Annotated in this window: 20 protein-coding genes; 12 read left to right on the forward strand and 8 right to left on the reverse strand. The window is 58.6% G+C overall.

Translation table 11 applies throughout. The features are described 5' to 3' along the window. Window positions 1-75 precede the first annotated feature (75 nt). Complete coding sequence (truA, locus tag Z946_RS0103505; RefSeq protein ID WP_025054351.1) at window positions 76-846, forward strand: tRNA pseudouridine(38-40) synthase TruA; 771 nt, start codon at window positions 76-78, stop codon at window positions 844-846. Here truA and gndA read toward each other — a convergent pair. Then, window positions 843-2,273, reverse strand: coding sequence for an NADP-dependent phosphogluconate dehydrogenase (gndA, locus tag Z946_RS0103510; RefSeq protein WP_025054352.1), 1,431 nt, complete (start codon window positions 2,271-2,273; stop codon window positions 843-845). The genes truA and gndA overlap by 4 nt on opposite strands. Window positions 2,274-2,469: 196 nt before the next feature. Between gndA and Z946_RS0103515 the strand changes: the two genes are divergently transcribed. Beyond that, on the forward strand, window positions 2,470-2,928 hold the full coding sequence (locus Z946_RS0103515; RefSeq protein WP_025054353.1) for an NUDIX hydrolase: 459 nt from the start codon (window positions 2,470-2,472) through the stop codon (window positions 2,926-2,928). Between the two features lie 18 nt (window positions 2,929-2,946). Here Z946_RS0103515 and Z946_RS0103520 read toward each other — a convergent pair whose 3' ends face one another. The 3 genes from Z946_RS0103520 to Z946_RS0103530 form a co-directional block, all read right to left on the reverse strand. Continuing rightward, window positions 2,947-4,026, reverse strand: a complete 1,080-nt coding sequence (locus Z946_RS0103520) for a 2-dehydropantoate 2-reductase (RefSeq protein ID WP_081780771.1) — start codon at window positions 4,024-4,026, stop codon at window positions 2,947-2,949. Beyond that, a complete protein-coding gene (gene argF, locus Z946_RS0103525) occupies window positions 3,965-4,870 on the reverse strand; it encodes an ornithine carbamoyltransferase (RefSeq protein ID WP_025054355.1) in 906 nt (301 codons plus the stop codon). The genes Z946_RS0103520 and argF overlap by 62 nt, the downstream gene beginning before the upstream one ends. A 73-nt stretch (window positions 4,871-4,943) precedes the next feature. Continuing rightward, window positions 4,944-6,119, reverse strand: a complete 1,176-nt coding sequence (locus Z946_RS0103530; protein WP_025054356.1) for an aspartate aminotransferase family protein — start codon at window positions 6,117-6,119, stop codon at window positions 4,944-4,946. A gap of 259 nt (window positions 6,120-6,378) precedes the next feature. Between Z946_RS0103530 and Z946_RS0103535 the strand changes: the two genes are divergently transcribed. From Z946_RS0103535 to mdoH, 8 genes are all read left to right on the forward strand, one after another. After that, a complete protein-coding gene (locus Z946_RS0103535; protein ID WP_025054357.1) occupies window positions 6,379-7,287 on the forward strand; it encodes a DMT family transporter in 909 nt (302 codons plus the stop codon). Between the two features lie 101 nt (window positions 7,288-7,388). Beyond that, window positions 7,389-7,970 (forward strand): GcrA family cell cycle regulator, encoded by a 582-nt coding sequence (locus tag Z946_RS0103540; RefSeq protein WP_025054358.1) that lies wholly within the window; start codon window positions 7,389-7,391, stop codon window positions 7,968-7,970. Window positions 7,971-8,190: 220 nt separating this feature from the next. Further along, a complete protein-coding gene (locus tag Z946_RS0103545) occupies window positions 8,191-9,807 on the forward strand; it encodes a thiamine pyrophosphate-binding protein (RefSeq protein ID WP_025054359.1) in 1,617 nt (538 codons plus the stop codon). After that, entirely contained in the window at window positions 9,794-10,999 is a 1,206-nt protein-coding gene (locus tag Z946_RS0103550; RefSeq protein WP_025054360.1) for a CaiB/BaiF CoA transferase family protein, read from the forward strand. The genes Z946_RS0103545 and Z946_RS0103550 overlap by 14 nt, the downstream gene beginning before the upstream one ends. A 195-nt stretch (window positions 11,000-11,194) precedes the next feature. Further along, window positions 11,195-12,544: a tetratricopeptide repeat protein gene (locus Z946_RS0103555; RefSeq protein ID WP_025054361.1), complete on the forward strand. Its 1,350-nt coding sequence runs from the start codon at window positions 11,195-11,197 to the stop codon at window positions 12,542-12,544. Window positions 12,545-12,562: 18 nt separating this feature from the next. After that, entirely contained in the window at window positions 12,563-13,813 is a 1,251-nt protein-coding gene (locus tag Z946_RS0103560) for an OpgC family protein (RefSeq protein WP_025054362.1), read from the forward strand. Beyond that, a complete protein-coding gene (locus tag Z946_RS0103565; protein WP_025054363.1) occupies window positions 13,810-15,339 on the forward strand; it encodes an OpgD/OpgG family glucan biosynthesis protein in 1,530 nt (509 codons plus the stop codon). Before Z946_RS0103560 ends, Z946_RS0103565 begins: the two co-directional genes overlap by 4 nt. Continuing rightward, window positions 15,336-17,210 (forward strand): glucans biosynthesis glucosyltransferase MdoH, encoded by a 1,875-nt coding sequence (gene mdoH / locus Z946_RS0103570; RefSeq protein WP_025054364.1) that lies wholly within the window; start codon window positions 15,336-15,338, stop codon window positions 17,208-17,210. The genes Z946_RS0103565 and mdoH overlap by 4 nt, the downstream gene beginning before the upstream one ends. Window positions 17,211-17,221: 11 nt before the next feature. On the opposite strand, the gene Z946_RS0103575 is transcribed toward mdoH, so the two are convergent. The 4 genes from Z946_RS0103575 to Z946_RS0103590 all read right to left on the reverse strand — a co-directional run bounded on the left by Z946_RS0103575 (window position 17,222) and on the right by Z946_RS0103590 (window position 19,748). Then, window positions 17,222-17,728, reverse strand: coding sequence for a rhodanese-like domain-containing protein (locus tag Z946_RS0103575; RefSeq protein WP_025054365.1), 507 nt, complete (start codon window positions 17,726-17,728; stop codon window positions 17,222-17,224). Continuing rightward, a complete protein-coding gene (locus tag Z946_RS0103580; protein WP_025054366.1) occupies window positions 17,725-18,249 on the reverse strand; it encodes a YHS domain-containing (seleno)protein in 525 nt (174 codons plus the stop codon). Before Z946_RS0103580 ends, Z946_RS0103575 begins: the two co-directional genes overlap by 4 nt. Window positions 18,250-18,385: 136 nt before the next feature. Continuing rightward, on the reverse strand, window positions 18,386-19,168 hold the full coding sequence (locus tag Z946_RS0103585; protein ID WP_025054367.1) for an SseB family protein: 783 nt from the start codon (window positions 19,166-19,168) through the stop codon (window positions 18,386-18,388). Next, window positions 19,161-19,748 carry a uracil-DNA glycosylase family protein gene (locus Z946_RS0103590; RefSeq protein ID WP_025054368.1) on the reverse strand — a complete coding sequence of 196 codons (588 nt, stop codon included), beginning with the start codon at window positions 19,746-19,748 and terminating at the stop codon, window positions 19,161-19,163. Before Z946_RS0103590 ends, Z946_RS0103585 begins: the two co-directional genes overlap by 8 nt. 139 nt (window positions 19,749-19,887) lie before the next feature. Between Z946_RS0103590 and Z946_RS0103595 the strand changes: the two genes are divergently transcribed. Together Z946_RS0103595 and Z946_RS0103600 are read left to right on the forward strand one after the other, a co-directional pair. Continuing rightward, window positions 19,888-20,232 carry an ArsR/SmtB family transcription factor gene (locus Z946_RS0103595; protein WP_025054369.1) on the forward strand — a complete coding sequence of 115 codons (345 nt, stop codon included), beginning with the start codon at window positions 19,888-19,890 and terminating at the stop codon, window positions 20,230-20,232. Further along, a complete protein-coding gene (locus Z946_RS0103600) occupies window positions 20,219-21,250 on the forward strand; it encodes a permease (RefSeq protein WP_025054370.1) in 1,032 nt (343 codons plus the stop codon). The genes Z946_RS0103595 and Z946_RS0103600 overlap by 14 nt, the downstream gene beginning before the upstream one ends. Window positions 21,251-21,294 lie beyond the last annotated feature (44 nt).

The raw sequence follows: 21,294 nt of genomic DNA on the forward strand, positions 1-21,294 counted from the left end.
TATCAAGCGTTACAGCAACATAGGGTCGCACCCATGGGATTGCCAGAAGCCATGGCGCAGGGTAGAGCGCTGGCCATGTACCGCTATGCCCTCAAAGTCGAATATCACGGTGCCCCCTTCGTGGGCTGGCAGCGTCAGGTTGATCTGCTCTCTGTCCAAGGCACGATTGAAGCTGCCCTTTCCAAGCTGGAGCGCCGCACCCACAATATTGCTGCTGCCGGTCGCACAGACGCAGGTGTGCATGCATTGGGTCAGATTGCCCATTGTGACATGGATCAGGAATGGGACGCCTTCCGCCTGTCCGAGGCGTTGAATTACCACCTGAAGCCCCATCCGATTGCGATCACCGCCTGCGCACCTGCCGTTGGTGATTTCCATGCCCGCTTTTCTGCGCATGAGCGTCGCTATCTGTTCCGCATCCTCAGCCGTCGTGCGCCCGCCACCCATCAGGACGGTCTGGTCTGGCAGGTCAAACATGCTCTGGACGTGGACGCCATGCAGCGCGGCGCAGATGTTCTGTTGGGCAAACATGACTTTACCACGTTCCGCTCGACCATCTGTCAGGCGGAAAGTCCGGTCAAAACACTGGACCACCTGCAAATCTCAGAGGTCGAGACCGCAGGGGGAACAGAGTATCATTTTGATGTGAGAGCGCGGTCTTTCCTGCATAATCAGGTCCGCAGTTTCGTCGGCACTTTGGAACGGGTCGGTGCCGGCACATGGTCGCCTGACGACGTGAAGTCTGCTCTTGAAGCACGTGACCGTGCCGCTTGCGGTCCGGTCTGTCCGCCTCAGGGCCTCTATCTTGCCGGTGTCGGCTATCCTCAGGATCCGTTTTCCGGTTAGGGCGCGGGGGCGATCATGTTCCAGTCGCCATGAAACGCACCTTCATCATCCACCCGCGCAAATCCGTGCGCGCCAAAGAAGTCCCGCTGGGCCTGAATGAGGTTCGCGGTCCCGCGTGCGCGCCGGATACTGTCATACCAGCCAAGCGATGCGGACAAGGCGGGAAGAGCCACACCAAGGGACGCACCCGCCGCCACCACTTTGCGTAAGCTCGGAATGCTGCCCTGAAGCATCTGTGTGATCTGCGGCGACAGGATAAGATGGCCGTCCGGCAGGTCGCCCCGGAATGCGGCTGCAAAGTCGTCCAACAGGACAGACCGGATGATGCACCCCGCCCGCCAGATCTCAGCGATACGCGCGAGGTCAAGGGACCAGTCAAACTCCGTTGACGCCGCCGTCAGGATACGGAAACCTTGGGCGTGGGCAAGAATACGGCCCGCAAGCAACGCATGTTTCAAAGTGTCATTACTTGGCACCGCGCCGCCAACCGCGCCAAGCGTCAGTACAGGCTCCGCCGCCACACGGAGCGATTTCTCGGACGACCACCCGCGCGCACCGACTGCCGCTTCGATCGCACTCGCGGACTGGCCCATCTTGAGCGCTTCGATCAGCGTCCAGCGGCCAGTGCCTTTCTGGCCTGCCTGATCCAGAATAATATCCACCACCGGCAAACCGGTGCGGCGATCCACAGACTGCAATGCCGCTGCGGACACCTCGATCAGGTAGGACCCCAACGGGCCGTTCTGCCATTGCGCAAAGAGTTGCCCAATGTCGTCGGCGCCTTTTCCGGCCCCGTCGCGCAGCATACCGTAGATTTCCGCGATCATCTGCATGTCGGCGTATTCGATGCCATTGTGTACCGTTTTGACGAAATGGCCCGCACCGTCCGGCCCGACGTGTGCCACGCAGGGGTCTCCCTTGTGTCGCGCGGCAATTGCTTCGACCATCGGGCGCAGATGCTGCCATGAATGGGTGCTACCGCCCACCATCATGGACGGGCCACGTCTGGCCCCCTCTTCACCCCCGGAAACCCCCATGCCGACAAAATGTATCCCCGTCCCTTCCAACGCCGCAGACCGCGCACGGGTGTCGTTGAAATCCGCATTGCCACCGTCGATCAGTGTATCTCCCTCGTCCAGCAGAGGTTTGATCGTATCGATCATCACATCCATGGGCGTACCCGAAGGGATCATAAATAGGATGTTGCGCGGACGTGAAAGCGACTGAACAAAATCCGCGAGCGCCTCATGGCCCTGCAAACGCTCGCCAAGCGGTCCGGCTTCGGTGAGGAACGGCGCGATCCAATCAGCCTCCCGATTAGCGACCGAAACCTGAAACCCGTTATCAGCAAGGTTCAACGCAAGCGCCGATCCCATCGTCCCCAATCCGTATACGCCGATATCGGCCTTGCCTGCTTCACGGTTCATGCTGCGCCTTTTTTCGAACTTGCTTTGCTTCTGACTTACACTGTGGGCAGTCCGTGCCGCCAACACAAGGACGACGCGGAAAATTGCCGGGAACACCCCTTATAGAAAACAAGATTTTCGGCCCACACTTGAAAATCGAATCACTTGGGTATATTTAAGTGATTGATAAAGATAATAAGTTGGTAAAAAACATCCAGTGATCCACACATTGAAGCGTGCCTGGGCGGACATTTTTCATCAGGCAGAGCCGGTTGAAAAGCGCGAACAGGTCGCAGCCCTTTGTTACAAGATGGTCGACGGTGCCAAGAAGGTGCTGTTGATCACGAGCCGGGACACCGGACGTTGGATCGTGCCCAAAGGTTGGCCAATCAAAGGCAAGAACGGTGCCGAAGCCGCGTTACAAGAGGCCTGGGAAGAAGCAGGCGTCAAGAAGGCAGATATCATCGAGGAGCCTATGGGGCATTTCGGGTATATCAAGGGTTTGAACAACGGCGAGGATGTACCGGTTGAGGCAGAAGTCTATCTGGTACACGTGCGCGGCCTGAAGGAAGACTATCCCGAAGTGGACCAGCGCGAGCGCGCATGGTTTTCGCCAACAGATGCGGCAAAGCTGGTACGAGAGCCGGATCTCAAAGAGATCCTGCGCTCTCTCTGATATCGTAGACGTGTCGCGTTAGCGGTTGATCTCGGCCCTCAGGGCGCGCGGGCTAAGATAGGGCAGCCCTTCCCGCGCAATTTCGGCTGTGCGGACTACATCCAGCACCATGGCATTGATGGGTGTCGGGCGGCCCAATTCTTCGCCGCGCCTTACAATCTCACCTTGCAGCGCTTCAATCTCGGTGGGGCGGTGCTCCATCAGATCATAGGACATCGACGTCCGCGCCTGTGGATCAATCCGCAGCATGGCCGCAGCCACCCGCGTGAACAACGGCGTCGGCAGGCGCAGAATCCATGGGATCACCGACACAGACACCGGCGTGGAAGAGAGCGGGCGGATGCCTTGCGATCGCAGAATGCTCAGCGCTTCAGCCCACTGATCGGCCATCAGCTTGCGCCAGCCGCGATCCTTCAGTTGTTGTTGCAGCGGCATACCGCTTAATGCGTTGAGCGCATTATTGAGGTTCAGCAAAAACTTGCCCCATTGGACGGCTTCGATATCGCGGGTCTGGCGGCATTCCAGCCCCTCTACGTTCAAAATATCTGCCAGATCGCCCTGACCCGCTTCAATTACCATGCCACCATCCACCGCGCGGTGGTAACACCCCTGCCCCATTGGCACGACGTTAAAGGGCACCATGCCGGCGCGGACGTCATGGCCCGGCAGTTCGTGGCGCAGTTCCTCTGCATTTGACACGCCGTTTTGCAAGCTGACCACCCGCGCCCGCAGCGGTGCATGCGCCTGTATGTCCTGTCCGATCTGGCTCGTATCGCGGGATTTGACCGTCACAAGCACAAGATCGGCATCGGCCAGACAGGCAGGGCTTTCGGACAAGGTTAAATCGTCTGCGGTAAGATTGACTGCCATTCCGTCTTGATCCGTCAGCGTCAACCCATGTGCACGGATTTCTGCCGCAATGCGCGGGCGCACCATCAGCGTTACGTGCGCGCCCGCATTTGCCAGCAAACCGCCGACAAAGCACCCGATGGCACCGGCCCCCGCCACCACGATACGTGGCGGAGCTGGAGCGACCTCAACGGCCAAGGCAGTGCCGCATGATGGCTTTCTGGGCGTGAAGACGGTTCTCTGCCTCATCAAAAATGACCGACCGCGGACCATCCATAACAGCGCTTGTCGCCTCATCTTCACGGTGCGCGGGCAGGCAATGCATAAACAATGCATCGTCTTTGGCCTTCGCCATCAGGGCTTCATTCACCTGATATCCGCGCAGCTGATTGTGACGCCGTTCGCGTGCCGACTGAGGATCGTGCATAGAGACCCAAGTATCGGTAACAACCAGATCCGCACCAGCGACCGCCGCATTGGGATCGCGTTCGATGGTGTAGAGCCCCTGCAAAGCAGGCTCAGGGTCTAGCGGCGGCGGCCCTGTGAACACCAACTCAAAATCAAACTGTTTGGCAGCATGGGCGAAGCTGGCAAAGACATTGTTGCCATCCCCTGACCAGACAACCTTTTTCCCTTTGATCGGGCCGTTATGTTCTTCGAACGTCATGATATCGGCCATGATCTGGCAGGGGTGGGTGCGGTTGGTCAAACCGTTGATGACCGGCACAGAGGCATATTCGGCCATATCCAGCAGGGTTTGCTCTTCGAATGTGCGGATCATGATCAGGTCCACATATCGGCTGAGCACCCGTGCGGTGTCTGCGATTGTCTCACCATGGCCAAGCTGCATGTCGGTGCCCGAAAGCACCATCGTCTGGCCGCCCATCTGTCGCACGCCAACGTCAAAGCTGATGCGCGTCCTTGTCGACGGTTTTTCAAAAATCAGGGCGACCATGTGATCCTTGAGAGGTAGATCATCATCAAGGGCACCTTTGGGGCGCCCGTTACGGGCATTCTTCATCGCAATGCCATCGTCGATGATGCCACGCAATTCGTCCTGCGGCGTTGTGTGAATATCGAGAAAATGCTTCATAAATCAGTTCTTTGCAGCAAATGGAGGAGATCGGGACAAGCCCCGATGATGGGTTTGAGGGAAACGGGCAGCCTCAGGCGGCGCTCATACTGGAAGCGGCGCGGTCAAGTCGGTCGACGGCTTCGGCGATTTCATCATCCGAGATGTTAAGAGGCGGCAATAGGCGCACAACGTTGTCGGCGGCAGGCACCACGATGACTTCCTGCGAATAACCTGCGTTCACGACCTCACCCGGGGCCACCTTGCACTTGATGCCAAGCATCAGGCCGGAGCCGCGCACGGCTTCGAACACATCAGGGTGTGCGGCGACCAGCCCTTCAAGCTTCTGCCGCATCAGACTGGATTTACGGTTCACCTCTGCCAGAAACTCGGCACCGGTAACGATGTCCATCACGGCGCATCCCACCGCACAGCCCAGCGGGTTGCCGCCATAGGTAGAGCCGTGTGTACCAGCAGTCATGCCGGAAGCGGCATCTTCTGTGGCCAGTACAGCACCCAGAGGAAAGCCGCCGCCAATGCCCTTGGCAACCATCATGATATCAGGTGCCACACCCGCCCATTCATGGGCGAAAAGCTTGCCAGTCCGGCCCACGCCGCATTGCACCTCGTCCAGTATCATCAGGATGCCGTGCTCGTCACACAGGTCACGCAGCCCTTTCAGGCAAGCATCCGGCAGTGGACGGATACCGCCCTCGCCCTGTACCGGCTCAACCATGATAGCACAGGTCTTGTCATTGATCGCGGCATTCAAAGCGTCATGATCGCCAAATCCCAGATGCACAAAGCCGGGCAACAAAGGCCCGAAGCCTTTGGTCATCTTTTCCGAACCTGCCGCCGCAATCCCCGCAGAAGAACGGCCATGGAACGACCCGTCAAAGGTGATAATCTCGACCCGCTCGGGCTGCCCTTTGTCATAGAAGTACTTGCGCGCCATTTTCACCGCCAGCTCGCATGCCTCGGTGCCGGAGTTGGTAAAGAACACGGTGTCGGCGAAAGTGTTGTCGACCAGCCGCTCCGCCAGCGCTTCCTGGTTCTTGATATGATACAGGTTGGACGTGTGCCAAAGCTTGTCCGCCTGCGCCTTCAGCGTAGACACCAAAGCCGGATGCCCATGCCCCAAAACGTTAACCGCGATACCGGCCCCCATATCCAGAAAGCGTCGTCCGTCCTCTTCAATCAACCAGGTGCCTTCGCCCGAGACGAAGCTCAGGGGCGCACGTGAATAGGTCGGCAGAATAGAAGAGATCATCTGGATCATCCTTATAGGGAACCGCAAAAAGCCAATGGGCCATGTGCATGTGGGTTGGTCAAGTGAATTAGGGGATGGTGCAGTGCACCGGGATCACACCTGCGGTCAGCAGGCCACGCTCAAAGATTTAGCTTCGGCGTCGTCGGGACAGGAATTGTGTGCGTGTGATCATGAGATTTACTTAACGGCAGGAAATCCCTTTGCATAGCCCCGTTTTTCACACCTTGCATCAGTTGCAAGGCGGGCGCATAGCGGAAACATGTATCAGGGCCAGCATCAAAACAACGCACTCGCCGCCGTGCTGATTGCATGTGCGACCGCTTTCATCGCGGCGACGACGCTGATGGCAAAGGCATTGGGCACAGATGCTTACGGCCCACCAATGCATGCGCTGCAAATCAGCCATGGCCGGTTTTTCTTCGCATTAATCGGACTGAGCACAGCCGCCTTGTTGCTGCGCCCGAAACTGGGTGCGCCGAAATGGCCGCTACATCTGGCCCGCACCTTTTGCGGTTGGGGCGGTGTGACGCTGATGTTCGCCTCTGTCGCCTATATTCCGCTGGCCGATGCAACGGCTATCTCATTTCTGAACCCCGTATTCGCGATGATGCTTGCCATTCCGCTGCTTGGTGAAAAGGTTGGGCGTATCCGCTGGTCTGCTGCCGCTATCGCGCTGGTCGGTGCGCTGATTCTTTTGCGCCCCACCCCCGAGAGCTTTCAGCCTGCCGCGCTTTTGGCCTTTGGCGCAGCCATGATCATGGGTTTGGAACTGATCTTCATCAAAAAACTGGCTGGGCGTGAACCCCCGTTCCAGATTCTGCTGGTTAACAACCTGCTCGGCCTCAGCATAGCCAGCGTCGCGGTGATTGCCGTCTGGCAACAACCCACGGCGGCGCAATGGCTTTTGCTGGCCGGGATCGGGTTATGCATGGCCGTGGCGCAGACCTTCTTTGTCAATGCGATGGCCCGCGCTGACGCCAGTTTTGTAGCGCCTTTCAGCTATGGCACACTGATATTTGCCGCCCTCTACGATGTGCTGTTTTACCGGGTTATTCCCGACTTTATCACGCTCATGGGCGCGGCAATTATCATCACCGGTGCGGTGATTCTGGCACTGCGCGAGGCACGGCTCAAACCCACGCCACCGCGCCCTCCTACGGCTCTTTGATGCTTCGTCCCTTGCACGCAGCGCCTGAAGGCTTAGTATAGAGCTTTGAATTTGCTAAAGCGGTCCAGAGGGGCCGCTTTTTGAACGAAGGAAGACCTGCGATGTCCTGGACCGATGACCGCGTTGAAACGCTCAAGAAAATGTGGGGCGAAGGCCAATCCGCAAGCCAGATCGCGAAAGAGCTGGGTGGCGTGACCCGCAATGCCGTGATCGGCAAGGTGCACCGTCTGGGTCTGTCTAACCGTGCGACCAGCGGTACCGCCGCCAAGGCGGAGGCGAAACCCAAGGCCAAAGCTGCAGCACCAAAGGCAGCCGCGAAGCCAAAGGCAGCGCCCGAGGAAAAACCAGCGGTCATCATGCAGACACAAGCGGCTGCCCCGCCAAAGTCTACACTGCCCGCGCGCAAGCAGATTATTCCTGCAGGCCAGCCGCTGCCGCCTCAACCCTCCGCGAACGAGATCAGCCCCGAAGCGCTGGCCAAGGTGAACGAGGTCGAGAAGAAGGCTAAGAAAATCGGCTTGATGGAATTGACCGAGCGGACATGCAAATGGCCCGTTGGTGACCCCGCGACAGAAGACTTTTGGTTTTGTGGCCTGCCTGTAAAGCAAGGCAAGCCTTATTGCGAAGCGCATGTGGGTGTGGCGTTCCAGCCGATGTCCTCACGCAGGGACCGCCGCCGCTAATCTGCGCCCCAGACATGTTGTTCAACGTACACGGCTCGTAATCATAGCGGGCCGTTTGCAAGTACGTCCGTCACAGAGCGGGCTCATTTAGACAGCCACAGTGAAGCTGAACCCGCAGCTTTAGCGGGACTGGTCTGCAACAATTCCGACGACACAGTGAATTGCCTATTCAGGCAGGGCGTGGTTCATCTCTGGGGTATCTTTCCGAAAGGTTCCGCCCATGCCCCAGACCATACGGGCCGCAGACGCCCTCGCCCGCCGCCTCTATGACGCCGGATGCCGTACCGCTTTCGGAATGCCCGGCGGAGAGGTTCTGACCATTATCGATGCGCTTGAGGCTGCCGGCATCCGCTTTATCCTTGCCAAACACGAGAACGCTGCTGGCTTTATCGCCGAAGGTCTGCACCACCGCGACCACGCCCCTGCCATTCTGGTCGGCACGATCGGTCCGGGTACGCTCAACGGGGTGAACACCGTCGCCAATGCCCTACAGGATCAGGTGCCCATGATCGTTCTGTCGGGCTGCATGGATGCTGACGAAGTCCAACGCTACACCCATCAGGTGGTCGACCAACAGGCGGTTTTTCGTCCCATCACCAAGGCGACTTTCTGCCTGAACGCAGGCGCAGCCCATAGCATCGCGGATAAAGCCGTGGGCATTGCGACCGAAGGGCGGATGGGTCCGGTGCATATCGATGTGCCGATTTCAGTGGCCGACACACAAGTGCCGGCAGAACCGCCCGCACCACGCCCCAAGGCCTCGTCCACAGCACCGGCCGGTCCGGATCTGGAAACCGCGCGCAACTGGCTGGAGAATGCGCAGCGGCCTGTGATGATCGTGGGCGTCGATGTGCTCAACCAACATGCGCAGAACGCTGTTGTCGAATTCGCCGAAGACCACAACATCCCTGTGATAACCAGCTACAAAGCCAAGGGCGTGCTGCCGGAAGATCATGCGCTCAGCCTTGGCGGGGCGGGACTTTCCCCGCTGGCAGACACCCATTTGCTGCCCTTTGTGAAAGCGGCTGATCTGATCCTCTGTGTGGGCTATGACCCCATTGAAATGCGGCCCGGTTGGCGCGACATCTGGGACCCGCGACAGCAGAACGTCATCGACATCGCCGCTGTGCCGAACCACCACTACATGCATCAGGCCACGCTGAACTTTGTGAGCGATTGCACCGCGACATTGCGCGCGCTTAGTGAAGGGCTTGATGTGCACGACACGTGGGAAGCTGGCGAGATCTATCAGCTCAAGCAGGCGCTCAGCACCGCGTTTCCGAAGGACGACGCATGGGGGCCTGCTGCGGTGATCGATACCTGCCGCAAGATCTTGCCAAGAGACACCATCGCCTCCGCCGACAGCGGCGCGCACCGAATTTTACTGTCACAGATGTGGGAATGTTATGCCCCCCGTGATCTGATGCAGTCCTCAGCCCTGTGCACCATGGGCTGCGCAGTGCCGATGGCTATCGGTGCCAAGCTCGGAACGCCCGACAGGCCGGTCGTTTCCTTCTCGGGGGACGCGGGCTTTCTTATGGTCGCGGGCGAGCTTGCGACAGCGGCAGAGCTGGACCTTGCTCCGATTTTTGTCGTCTTTGTTGATGCATCCCTTGCCTTAATCGAAAAAAAGCAGCGGGAGCGTCAAATGCCCAACATCGGTGTCGATTTCGCACAGCATAACTTTGCGGCTATGGGCGTCGCTTTTGGCGGAGCAGGCGTAACGGTGCGCAGCCGTGAAGCGCTGGAGACGGCATTGCAAGAAGCCCTGACCGCCGAGACCTTCACCGTCATTGCCGCCGTGATCGAACCCGGAGCCTATGATGGCCGTATCTAAAGGTGCGCTGGACGGCATTTTTGTCCTCGACATGAGCCGTATTCTGGCCGGTCCGACCTGCACACAGATGCTGGGCGACCTGGGAGCGACGGTGATCAAGGTCGAAAACCCCAAAACCAACGGCGACGATACGCGCGGATGGGGACCAAACTATGCGGCTGATGCCGAGGGAAACCCAACCGACCTGTCGGCCTATTTCATGGCCGCCAACCGTAACAAACGGTCACTTTCGGTCGATATCGCAACGGACGAAGGCCAGCGCATTCTGCGCTACCTTGCAGCGCGTGCAGATGTCATTGTTGAGAACTTCAAACCTGACGGTTTGCGCAAATACGGGCTGGATCACGAAACGCTTCTGGCGGCCCATCCTTCCCTTGTTTACTGTTCGATTTCCGGCTTTGGCCAAACGGGGCCGAACCGCAGCCAACCCGGTTACGATCTGATGGCACAGGGGTTTGGCGGGATCATGTCAATAACGGGCGCCCCTGACGGTGATCCCATGAAGGTCGGCGTCGGCATAGCGGACGTGATGTGCGGAATGTACGCCACCATCGGTATTCTGGCGGCCCTGCGCCACCGCGACCGGACAGGCGAAGGCCAGCACATCGATCTGTCTTTGGTAGATGCTTCGATGGCCTGGCTGGTCAATGAGGGTACGAATTACCTTACTTCCGGTGAACTGCCCAAGCGGCGCGGAAACGCACACCCGAATATCGTGCCCTATGACTCTTTTGAATGTGCGGACGGCTATATCCTGCTGGCTGTTGGCAATGACGCACAGTTTGCACGCTATTGCGACACGCTTGAGCTAGAGGATGTCGGTGCTGACGCGCGGTTTAAGACGAACCTCGGGCGGATCGAACACCGCGAGGCTCTCATGGCTGCAATCCGGCCGGCGATGAAGGCGAAAAGCAAGGACACGCTGTTGTCGGCCCTGCGATCGGCTGGTGTCCCTTGTGGACCTATCAATACCATTGCTGAAGCGCTAAATTCCGATCAGGCAAAGGCCAGAGGCGGCGTTGTGAATGTTGACTGCCCCGATACACCCGACGGGCATCTGCGGCTTTTAGGGAATCCGCTAAAGCTCTCAGCCACGCCGGTAAGTTATCGCCGCGCACCACCACGTTTCGGTCAGGATTCTGCAGAAGTCCTTGAAACATGGGGACCGCCTGCACCTGATCGTAAGCCGTAAACCCAACCCGAAGTCGCCGGATTGAGCCTTTAGCCAATCGTTTTCGCCTGCTTACAATCCTCTTTTGACACAAACGCTCACGAAACTGGCCCGGACCTTCACGTTGGCGTGTGGCCTGCCCTAAAGCCGTTCTTCGGACGTAGGATCCCGCGTATCCCTATGAGGACACTTCGCAATTACGAAAGGCAGGCACGCATGAATTACGATATTTGCAACGCGCCCGTTTCACTGAACAACGCCGCAACCGTCGAGCACTGGAACGCGATGATCTATGCCTTTCTGGCGCACAAACCCTCGACCCCGCAGCATCTGGGGGATGTGTTAGAGGCGGAGCCACAATTCGCGATGGGCCACGCCGCACGCGGGTTGTTCTCTTTGATGATGGGCCGCGCAGAGATGTGGCAGGTTGCCGAAGACGCCCGGACTGCGGCGCATGCCGCAAGAGGCGAGCATTCTTGTACCCCACGGGAGGAAGGCTGGATTGCCGCTCTGGACCAGTGGCTCGCCGACAGCCCCACCGGCGCGATCGCGGCACTCGAAAAGGTGCTAGACCAGCATCCGCAAGACACGCTCACCGCAAAGACCAGCCATGCGATACGGTTCATTCTGGGCGATGCGAGCGGGATGCGGACATCAATCGAGCGCGTGCTGCCGGCACATGGCCCCGATCATCCGCTACGCGGGTACGTAATGGGCTGTCATGCCTTTACCCTTGAGGAAACCGGTGCCTATGCCGCTGCTGAACTTGCAGGCCGCGCGGGCCTCACCTACGCGCCCGACGATGCATGGGGGCTGCACGCAGTGGCCCATGTCCATGACATGCGCGCCGAGCCGGATGCAGGTATCACGCTGATCGAAAACCACAAAAGCGCGTGGAACGGATCAAACAATTTCCGCTATCATGTCTGGTGGCACAAAGCGCTGCTGCATCTTGATCGCGGCGAGATGGATGTGGCGCTTTCGCTCTATGATTGCCAAATCCGTGCGGACAAAACCGATGACTATCGTGACATCGCCAACGCCACATCGCTTCTTATGCGGCTGGAGCTTGAGGGCATGAACATCGGTGATCGCTGGGACGAACTGGGAGCATTTGCGGAGACACGGATCGACGACGGTTGTGTCGTATTTGCAGACCTCCACTACCAACTGGCTCTTGCCGGTGCCGCCAAAGGTGATGCCGCCAAGGCGATGACAGCACGGTTCGCCCGCGATGCGCAATCTACAGGCGACATGGCGTCCCGCGTGGCGGATCCAGGTCTTGCTGCCCTTGCCGGTCTAAATGCCTTTTCCGAAGGCAGATACGCCGATGCATTCGCACAATTGGCGGATGCCCGCCCAAAAATGCAGACGATCGGCGGAAGTCATGCCCAGCGCGACATATTTGAACGCATGACCATTGACGCAGGCCTACGTGCGAGCCATTTCGACGCGGTAGAAGACATGCTGAACGACCGCACTGCACTGCGCGCCGGCAAGCAGGACCGATTTGCCGCAACCCGTTTTGATCAACTCGCCCATGCGCGCCGTATTCCGGCGCAGTAAAGAGAACGACCTCACCATATGAATTTCGCCGATGTATCATCTCCTCCTTCCTCAGCAGCCGCTACGGCGGTTCAGGCCACACCACGTGTGCGCGACTTGCGGCTGGACTTCTTTCGCGGCATCGCGATGTTCATCATCCTGATGGCGCATACGCCGGGCAATTTCCTGACGTTGTGGATACCGGCGCGTTGGGGATTTTCCGACGCTACCGAGATTTTCGTCTTCTGTTCGGGCATGGCCAGCGCCATCGCGTTCGGTGGCGGGTTTGACCGCGCAGGCTGGGTACTGGGCACGGCCCGCGTTCTTTTCCGCGTCTGGCAGGTCTACTGGGCTCACGTGGGACTTTTCTTTGCCACGCTCGCACTGACCGTTTACCTTACCGATCTCGATATCACCGGCCGCAATTACTGGGGACAGCTGAACCTGTGGATGATGTTCGTTGAATCGGACAAATGGGAAAACTCAAACATTCTACTGAGCTTTATGACGCTCAGCTATGTGCCGAATTATTTCGACATTCTGCCGATGTATATGATCGTTTTGCTGATGATGCCGGTCGTTATGGCCCTGTCGCGGATTGATCTGCGGTTGGTCGCAGCCTTCGTGATAGGGACCTGGATCATGGCGCAGACGGCGTTACTGGATTTCCTTGGCTTTGGAGCCTATCACCTTGAATTTCCTGCCGAACCATGGAGTGACCGCGCGTGGTTCTTCAATCCCTTCGGTTGGCAACTGATCTTTTTCACCGGCTTTGCGTTCATGCGCGGATGGCTTCCCAGACCGCCCGTCACTGCGTTCCTGTTCGGAGTGGCGGCGTTCGTCGTGATTGCTATCATCCCGCTTAGCAATATCGGCGTGCGTGAGTTCGGATTTGCATGGGCAAGCGACTGGCGCACCAATTACGCCGCGGTGATCGATAAAAGCGATTTTGGCATCCTGCGTTATGTGCACTTTCTTGGCCTTGCCTATATTTTCTGGGTGCTTGCGGGCGACAGAGGTGACAATCTGCTTGCTTCCGGCGCAGGGGTCGCGTCCCGTATTTGGGAGCAGACCCTCAAGATTATCCTGAAGGTCGGCCAGCAAAGCCTTGCCGTTTTTATTGCCAGCATGTTCACCGCGCGACTGATGGGTTTCATCATGGATGTCTTGGGCCGCAGCATTGCCATGACCTTACTGGTCAATCTCTTTGGCTTTGTCGTGCTGGTCGCTGTCGCCTATGGCGCGGGCTGGTTCAAATCCCAGCCTTGGCGCGTGAAGGTGCCCGCATGATACGCCGCGATGTTCTGAAATCCCTTGCCGCACTGGCGGTGGTGCCAGCAGCGTCTTGGGCAGATGAACCGGGCCTGCGCCTGAGCGATGAGGCAACGCCCTTTGATGCGCAAACCGTAGTGAGCCGCGCCCGTGCCTTGGCCGCTGAACCTTATGCGCCACGTCCGCAGATACCGGCAAGCTGGCGCGAGTTGAGCTATGACCAGTACCGCAAGATCTGGTTCGATGGCCGCAATGCACTTTGGGAGAACACCGATGCCCCCCAACGCGTCGATGTGTTTCCTCCGGGCCTCTATTTTCCACAGGCGGTGGCCCTTAATGTGGTTGAGAACGGAAACAGCCGCGCCGTCCGTTTTGACATGGGCGTATTTGACACCACCGACAAATTTCCGGACGTCGAGATTGACGAGACGCTGGGGTATTCTGGCTTGCGTCTGCGTGCGGAACTTGAACAGTCCGGCATTTTTCAGGAATACGCCGTCTTTCAGGGTGCCAGCTATTTCCGCGGCATCGGTACGGGCGAGATTTATGGTTTGTCTGCGCGTGGTCTGGCGCTGAAAACCGGCGATCCCATGGGTGAGGAATTTCCTGACTTCACCGCCTTCTGGATGGAACGACCTGCGCCTGACAGCGATATGATTGTCCTGCATGCGCTGCTCGACAGCCCCTCTTGTTCCGGTGCCTACCGGTTCGAGATCACGCACGGCAATGTGCTGGAGATGAAGATCAGCGCGACGCTTTTTGCCCGCGAGGACATGAACCATGTGGGCATCGCACCGCTGACTTCGATGTTTTTGTTCGATGATACGATGCGCCAGCGCTTTTCTGATTTCCGCCCTGCGGTGCATGACAGTGACGGCTTGCTGATCCACAACGGCGGTGGCGAAGTCATCTGGCGACCCCTATCCAACCCGACCACGCTACAAATCAGCGCGTTTTCCGACAATAATCCGCGCGGCTTCGGCCTCTGCCAGCGCAAGCGGCAGTTCAGCGATTTCAATGATCTGGAGGCATTGTATCATAACCGCCCCGCCGTCTGGATCACCCCCGGAGAAGACTGGGGCCAGGGCGCTATCACACTTGTCGAAATTCCAGCCGACCTTGAAATCTACGACAATATCGTAAGCTACTGGCGCCCTGCCGCGCCGATCCTTGCGGGTACCGAGCATAGCATGAGCTATACCTTGCATTGGGGTGCCGATCCGGTTGCCGCCACCGCAGACGTTCCGGTTAAAGTGATCAATACGGCCCTAGGCGGGCGGCCCGAGGGCGGCCAGATCATCGCAGTCGATTTCGCCGCATCCCCCCGCGTGCCGGACGACCTGAGCACCGTCGAAATCATCCTGCGCAGCTCAACCGGCAGCGTCACCCCGGGGATCGTGCAGCGCAACCCAGAGACCAAAGGTCCGCGCCTTGCCTTCACGTTCAACCCGGGCGATGCGTCATTGGTTGAATTTCGGGCCCAGCTGCGCGTGAACGGCGAACCATTAAGCGAAGTGTGGCTGTACCGGTGGACCAGAGCATGAGCCGCGAACGACAAATCCAGACGGCTATGCCGCCTCCGGCCCCCCTCGCAATGCAGGTACAGGACTTCGCAGCCGCACCCGCTATTCGCTGTGCCGAGAAAGCTGAACGACAGCCGACACAGTGGCGGCTTGCTGTTTTTGTCCCAGCGCTTATCGCGACCTTCTGTTTGATGTACGGCCTGTATAGCTGGCTGGCAGGTGCGGGTATGACAGGTCTGGAATGGGCGCTCTTGTTGATGATCGGGGCCACGTTTGTCTGGGTGACGCTTTCCGTAAGTACAGTGGGAATTGCCATTGCGGGTTTATTGGCGCGGGAAGAGGCCGATGCACGCCCGCTCAAGGATGTCGCACCGATTGATGTGGCGCTTCTGGTCCCTGTCTATAACGAAGTGCCGTGGGATGTTTTCGGCAATGCTGCCGCGATGCTTGCCGATCTGGCCGCCCGCAAAACACCGCACCGCTATGCGCTTTTTGTGCTGTCAGATACTTCTGATCCGCAGATCGCACTACAAGAATGGCAAGCTTATCAGGAGCTTGCCGCCACAGCGCCATTTCCGGTGCATTACCGTCGCCGTGCATCCAATACCGACAAAAAAGTCGGCAACCTTGTAGATTGGATTACTGGCTGGGGTGCCGCTTATGAAGGGATGCTGGTGCTGGATGCCGACAGCCTCATGACGGGTCGCGCAATCGACCGTCTAGCAGGAGAGTTGTCTAGCGATCCTGACGCGGGGCTGATCCAGACCTTCCCGATGTTAATCGGGGCGGAAACGGTATTCGCTCGCCTTCAGCAATTTTCCAACGTCGCCTACGGCTGGCTTCTGGCAGAAGGGTTGGCGCTTTGGGCCTCCTCAGAGGGCAACTACTGGGGCCATAACGCCATCATCCGAACCCGCGCTTTTGCCGAAAGCGCTGGTCTGCCTCATCTGACAGGCGGCGGCCGCGACGATCTGATACTAAGCCACGATTTTGTAGAGGCAGGATTGCTCCGCCGCGCCGGCTGGCGCGTGCGTTTCCTGCCCCGTGTCACCGGCAGCTTTGAGGAAACACCGGCAAGCCTGATCGACTATACGCTGCGGGACAGACGCTGGTGCCGCGGAAACTTGCAACATTTGCGCTTGCTTGGCACACGCGGCCTGCATCCCGTCTCGCGCTTCCATCTGTTTCACGGCGCGGTCAGCTATCTTTTATCCCCGGCATGGTTCGTACTTCTGGTGATCTGGGCGCTGTTGGGTAAAGACTCCGATACCAATGTGGTGCGCTACTTTAACGAAACAAACCCCCTCTTCCCTGACTGGCCCCCCGCGATGAGTCACATCGACTCAGCCGTCTTTCTGGTGATCATGTATGCCATGCTGCTGACTCCCAAAGTCGCCGCAGCGGCCATCATCGCGACCACTCCAGCAGCCAGACGCGTCTTTGGCGGGACACCGGCCTTTCTGATGGCTTTTGTGACCGAACTCGCGCTTTCTATCGCCTACGCGCCAGTGATGATGATCCAGCAGACCAAGGCCGTCTTGAGGGCGATGTTTACACGCACCGAAGGATGGGCCCCGCAGCAGCGCGGCGTACAGCATTACAGCTTGCGTGCGCTGGCCAAATATCACTGGGTCGAAACCGTCTTTGGGCTATTGCTGGTTGCAGGTCTGAGCGCCGGTCTTGTGTCGCTGTGGCTTCTGCCGATTGCGGCCAGTCTGGTGCTCGCGGTTCCGCTGTCTGCACTGTCATCGGTTAAACTGTCACTGAACGCGCCGTATGGTTTGGCACTCAACAGCCCCAATACGCTACGGCCCCCTGCGATCGTCGCCCAGGCCCAGGCTGCGCGGGCGCGGATCAAGGCACGGTTGGCAGCGGACGTACCGGCTGAATAAAGGTTCTGGTCTTAGCCTTCTGCGAACGGCACATCGCGGTTGACCGGCAAGCCACGCTTGATCCACCCTGGTCCGGCCCCTGAGCCAAGCATTCCTTCGGGTACATCGATCACTTTGCTGAACCCCGCAGCCTCCAGCTGCAAAGCAAGTTTGGCTGAGCGGACGCCGCGTGCGCAGATAAGCGCCACGGGAAAGTCGGTCCTGCCCTGCGTCACTTCCAGCAAACGGTCGGTAAAGTCGGCGACACGCATATCGATCGGTACAGCATCAATGCCAATGCCCGTTCGCGCCCATTCATCGGGCCTGCGGATATCAATTAAAATGACATCGCCGGCGGCAGCGGCCTGTGCAGCATCCGGCGCGCTCAGATCGCCTTCGGCTATTTCACCGGCGATATTGAACCACTGCGCCCCCGCCAGCAGACCTGAGGCCAACGTCGCGGCCCCGCCAACAAGGATGCCCCGCCGCATCCTATGCGACGGGGTCGTTTTCAGATCCGAATCGTTAGGTCCGGTCATTTCACAGGGGCAGCGGACGTGAACTTGGGAATGGGGCTGTCGGACGCATCCGCTGGCTCGATCGACGGCCAGTTGTTTTCAGCCAGATTAATATTGCCGGGAATGTCTTCTTCCCAGAACCCCACCACATTCTTGGTAATATTGAGATACAACTTGTCATCCACAATGCGCCACAGGTTCGGGTTGCCCGGCACCTTACCGCCCTTGGACACACCGTAAGCACAGTGACCATCATACTGCGGTGCGTACCGCGCTGGGTCCGCTTCGAACTTGGCTTTGTTCTCTTCGCTGGAGAAGGCAAACGTGGCTCCGTTATATTCAGCCGTGATCCCGGAATTGCCGGGGACCGCAGCGGCCTGTGGTGTGCCCACTGCGGTTTGCGGCAAATCGAAATATGCCACTACATCATATCCGGACGCCGCAAAGCCGGTCGCGTCCACATATTGATCACCGGCAAAGGCAGGCGTTGTCAGCATAACGGCGGCAATCGCTGCGGCCACAGAAGTCTTGAAGCGGTTCATGAGGTGCTCTCCTGAAAGGGTCATCGTTATCTTGTACAACGAGACTATGCAGGACAGATCATTGTTGCACCCCATCAAGCCAGCAACTCGCGCCTAAGTGAGAGCGCCGTGAATGAAATGGCGTTTTCAGACGATATTATTTCAGAATTGGCGGCTTTGAAGGGTCCGAACCGGGTGGCATCCGCGGCGTATGTTGCAAGCCTTCGCCCTGCGGTAGATCAAAGCGCAGCCCCACCTTTGCCAATTTCGCCACGGTCGGGTCGTTTGGCGCGAAGAACCCGACGTCCATTGCACCGGCCTCAATCCCTGAAAAGGTCAGCGCCTCTGACGCCGCACGCACCAGCGCATCCTGCGCGCGCGGGATGGCACCGACAAAGGCAAGCAGGTGACCGCGCCCACCGCCCGCATATTCGACGGCGACCAGAAACGCCCCTGCGGCCATGCCGGTTGCCGTGGCCAGTTTGGCGTCGATTGCGGTGATCAGGCTTTCGGGTAGTCCCCTGGGCGGCAAGACAACTTCAATGCGCGCGTCTACTTCGCCCGCGCCATGAGCCAACGTGTCACGCAGCCAAGCCACGGCACCCGCAGGCAAAAGGATTTCGGACGGCGCGACGCCGATGTTTACCGCCATGCCCAGATCCTGCCCTTCCAGCATACCTGCAATCGCGCGCCCTGACAGCGCCACGTAAGGTGCGGCTTCCCCGACATAGGCGGCCAGACGTTCGGCGCGGTCAAAGACAAGGACATACCCCTCATCCAGAAGCACCGGATTAATCTGGTCGCTTTCGGGCTCAGCCTCGATCAAGAGGTAAAGCTCGACATCCGCGATACGTTCATAAAACCGCAAGCGGGCCGCGTCGTCCTGCTCCGCCATTGTCATTGCGGCGTGAGCTTCATCCAGCGGGGTCAGATCAGTCATTCAATACCTCTTTCACCGATTTGCGCAGACGCGGCAGCACCTCTGCCTCGAACCACGGATTCTTCTTGAGCCATCCGGTATTGCGCCACGAAGGATGGGGCAAGGCAAAGATGCCCGGCGGGTGGTCGCGCCAGCCTGCCACGGCCTCCGTAACCTTGGTGAAGCCCGGCAGATGATACTTCATCGCATACCCCCCGATGAGCACCTTCAACCGGATGTCAGGCACCGTCTTGAGAGCGGCCTCGCGCCATGTGCGCGCACAGACCGGCGGCGGCGGCAAATCGCTGCCTTTTGCGTCATAACCGGGAAAGCAAAACCCCATTGGAATGATCGCTACTTTGTCGCGGTCATAAAATATGGCCTCATCAAGGCCGAGCCAGTCCCGCAAGCGCTTTCCCGAGTTGTCCCAGAACGGTGTATTCGCCTCGTGGACCCTGATACCGGGTGCCTGCGACGCGATCAGCAGCCGCGCTTTTGGTGCGAACCAGACCACCGGATTAGGCCTGTGCGCGGTCGCTGTCGCCGCAAAGCGTTCAGCGCAGATCGTGCACCGCCGCAAATCGTCTCGCATATCTGTCATGTTCTACCAGATACGCCGTACCAGCGCGGTGCCAACCCCTGACCTTCCCATTTCTCGTGCCTGCCTCAATCAATCCTCATTTCGACATTTATCGAAATAATAGTTGGCAAACGCCCTTCATTTCGATAATTCTAGAACTATGAAAATAGAAGCAAATGCCATCCCGCCCCTTACCCTTGCCGCTGATAGCTTTGCAGCATTGGGCTCAGAACAACGCCTTTCTGTGCTTCGCTGCCTTGTGCGCGCCGGCCCTGACGGGCTGAGCATCGGGGATCTGGGGGAGCGAACCGGCGTGACCGGCTCAACGCTTACGCACCATCTGAAGCTTCTCACGGCGACAGGTCTTGTCAAACAAGAGCGCCGCGGCCGCAGCACAATCTGTGCCGCCGTTGCCTATGCCGAAATCGAAGCTCTGGCACAGTTTCTGCTAACTGAATGCTGTGCGGACGCCTCCGCCCCCTGCAAGGATCATGACCATGACTGATATCACTCAAACCCAGTCCTCTGCGGCGCGCTGGAACCCCGGTGCATGGGGCGTGATCGCCGCTATCCTGCTGGCCATTGCACTGCTTGCCCCCGAGACCCTGCGCGAGACGATCCTCTTCACCCTCAAAGCGCTTGGAAACACGGCACCCTTTATCGCTTTTGCTGTAATTGCAGTGGCTTATCTGAAGGCATCCGGCGCAGAAAACCTGCTTGCCCGCGCCTTTGAGGGGAACCCTGCGCGGATGATCGTCATGGCTGCATTGCTCGGCGGGTTGTCTCCGTTCTGTTCATGCGAAGTCATTCCTTTCATCGCGGCCCTACTGGCTGTGGGTGCCCCGCTTGGCGCTGTGATGGCATTCTGGCTGGCCTCTCCCCTGATGGATCCGGCGATGTTCGCCATTACTTCCGGTACGCTGGGGTTTGAATTTGCATTGGCAAAAACAGTGGCCGCTGTGGGTTTGGGCATGCTTGGGGGCTTCGGTGTAATGATGGCCTCTAACACTGCGCTCTTCGCAAATCCGCTGCGTGAGAGACCGGCAGTGGGCGGGTGCTGTGGCGTCAAGCAACCTTTCTCGGCCCAACCGGTGTGGAAATTCTGGCAAGATGCCGACCGCCGCCAGACCTTTTCATCCACCGCTTGGGAAAACGCTCTGTTTCTGACCAAATGGCTGACGCTGGCCTATCTGATCGAAGCGCTGATGCTACGTTACATCCCTGCCGAAATGATTGCGGGCGTTTTGGGTGGCACCGGAGTGATGCCTGTTCTACTGGGCGCTCTGGTCGGCGCACCGGCTTATCTTAACGGTTATGCTGCCGTACCGCTCGTTGATGCCCTTTTGACCCAAGGCATGAGCCAGGGTGCGGCCATGTCCTTTGTCATCGCGGGCGGAGTAAGCTGTATCCCCGCAGCAATTGCTGTCTGGGCCTTGGTGAAACCACGTGTCTTTGCAGCCTATCTGGGGTTCGCTTTAATCGGCGCGATGATTGCCGGTCTGGTCTGGCAGGCGATTGCCTGACGTGGCACCGCTGGCCTAACGAGCGGTTCGACATTTGTTTCCGT

Source organism: Sulfitobacter noctilucicola (assembly GCF_000622385.1).
In the GTDB taxonomy this organism is placed as follows: domain Bacteria; phylum Pseudomonadota; class Alphaproteobacteria; order Rhodobacterales; family Rhodobacteraceae; genus Sulfitobacter; species Sulfitobacter noctilucicola.

Bases quoted from the DNA above. Each gene is read 5' to 3' on its own strand.
- truA (WP_025054351.1), top strand. From the start codon at position 76: ATGTACCGCTATGCCCTCAAAGTCGAATATCACGGTGCCCCCTTCGTG.
- gndA (WP_025054352.1), bottom strand. From the start codon at position 2,273: ATGAACCGTGAAGCAGGCAAGGCCGATATCGGCGTATACGGATTGGGG.
- Z946_RS0103520 (WP_081780771.1), bottom strand. From the start codon at position 4,026: ATGAGGCAGAGAACCGTCTTCACGCCCAGAAAGCCATCATGCGGCACT.
- argF (WP_025054355.1), bottom strand. From the start codon at position 4,870: ATGAAGCATTTTCTCGATATTCACACAACGCCGCAGGACGAATTGCGT.
- Z946_RS0103530 (WP_025054356.1), bottom strand. From the start codon at position 6,119: ATGATCTCTTCTATTCTGCCGACCTATTCACGTGCGCCCCTGAGCTTC.
- Z946_RS0103535 (WP_025054357.1), top strand. From the start codon at position 6,379: ATGTATCAGGGCCAGCATCAAAACAACGCACTCGCCGCCGTGCTGATT.
- Z946_RS0103540 (WP_025054358.1), top strand. From the start codon at position 7,389: ATGTCCTGGACCGATGACCGCGTTGAAACGCTCAAGAAAATGTGGGGC.
- Z946_RS0103545 (WP_025054359.1), top strand. From the start codon at position 8,191: ATGCCCCAGACCATACGGGCCGCAGACGCCCTCGCCCGCCGCCTCTAT.
- Z946_RS0103550 (WP_025054360.1), top strand. From the start codon at position 9,794: ATGGCCGTATCTAAAGGTGCGCTGGACGGCATTTTTGTCCTCGACATG.
- Z946_RS0103555 (WP_025054361.1), top strand. From the start codon at position 11,195: ATGAATTACGATATTTGCAACGCGCCCGTTTCACTGAACAACGCCGCA.
- Z946_RS0103560 (WP_025054362.1), top strand. From the start codon at position 12,563: ATGAATTTCGCCGATGTATCATCTCCTCCTTCCTCAGCAGCCGCTACG.
- Z946_RS0103565 (WP_025054363.1), top strand. From the start codon at position 13,810: ATGATACGCCGCGATGTTCTGAAATCCCTTGCCGCACTGGCGGTGGTG.
- mdoH (WP_025054364.1), top strand. From the start codon at position 15,336: ATGAGCCGCGAACGACAAATCCAGACGGCTATGCCGCCTCCGGCCCCC.
- Z946_RS0103575 (WP_025054365.1), bottom strand. From the start codon at position 17,728: ATGACCGGACCTAACGATTCGGATCTGAAAACGACCCCGTCGCATAGG.
- Z946_RS0103580 (WP_025054366.1), bottom strand. From the start codon at position 18,249: ATGAACCGCTTCAAGACTTCTGTGGCCGCAGCGATTGCCGCCGTTATG.
- Z946_RS0103585 (WP_025054367.1), bottom strand. From the start codon at position 19,168: ATGACTGATCTGACCCCGCTGGATGAAGCTCACGCCGCAATGACAATG.
- Z946_RS0103590 (WP_025054368.1), bottom strand. From the start codon at position 19,748: ATGACAGATATGCGAGACGATTTGCGGCGGTGCACGATCTGCGCTGAA.
- Z946_RS0103595 (WP_025054369.1), top strand. From the start codon at position 19,888: ATGAAAATAGAAGCAAATGCCATCCCGCCCCTTACCCTTGCCGCTGAT.
- Z946_RS0103600 (WP_025054370.1), top strand. From the start codon at position 20,219: ATGACCATGACTGATATCACTCAAACCCAGTCCTCTGCGGCGCGCTGG.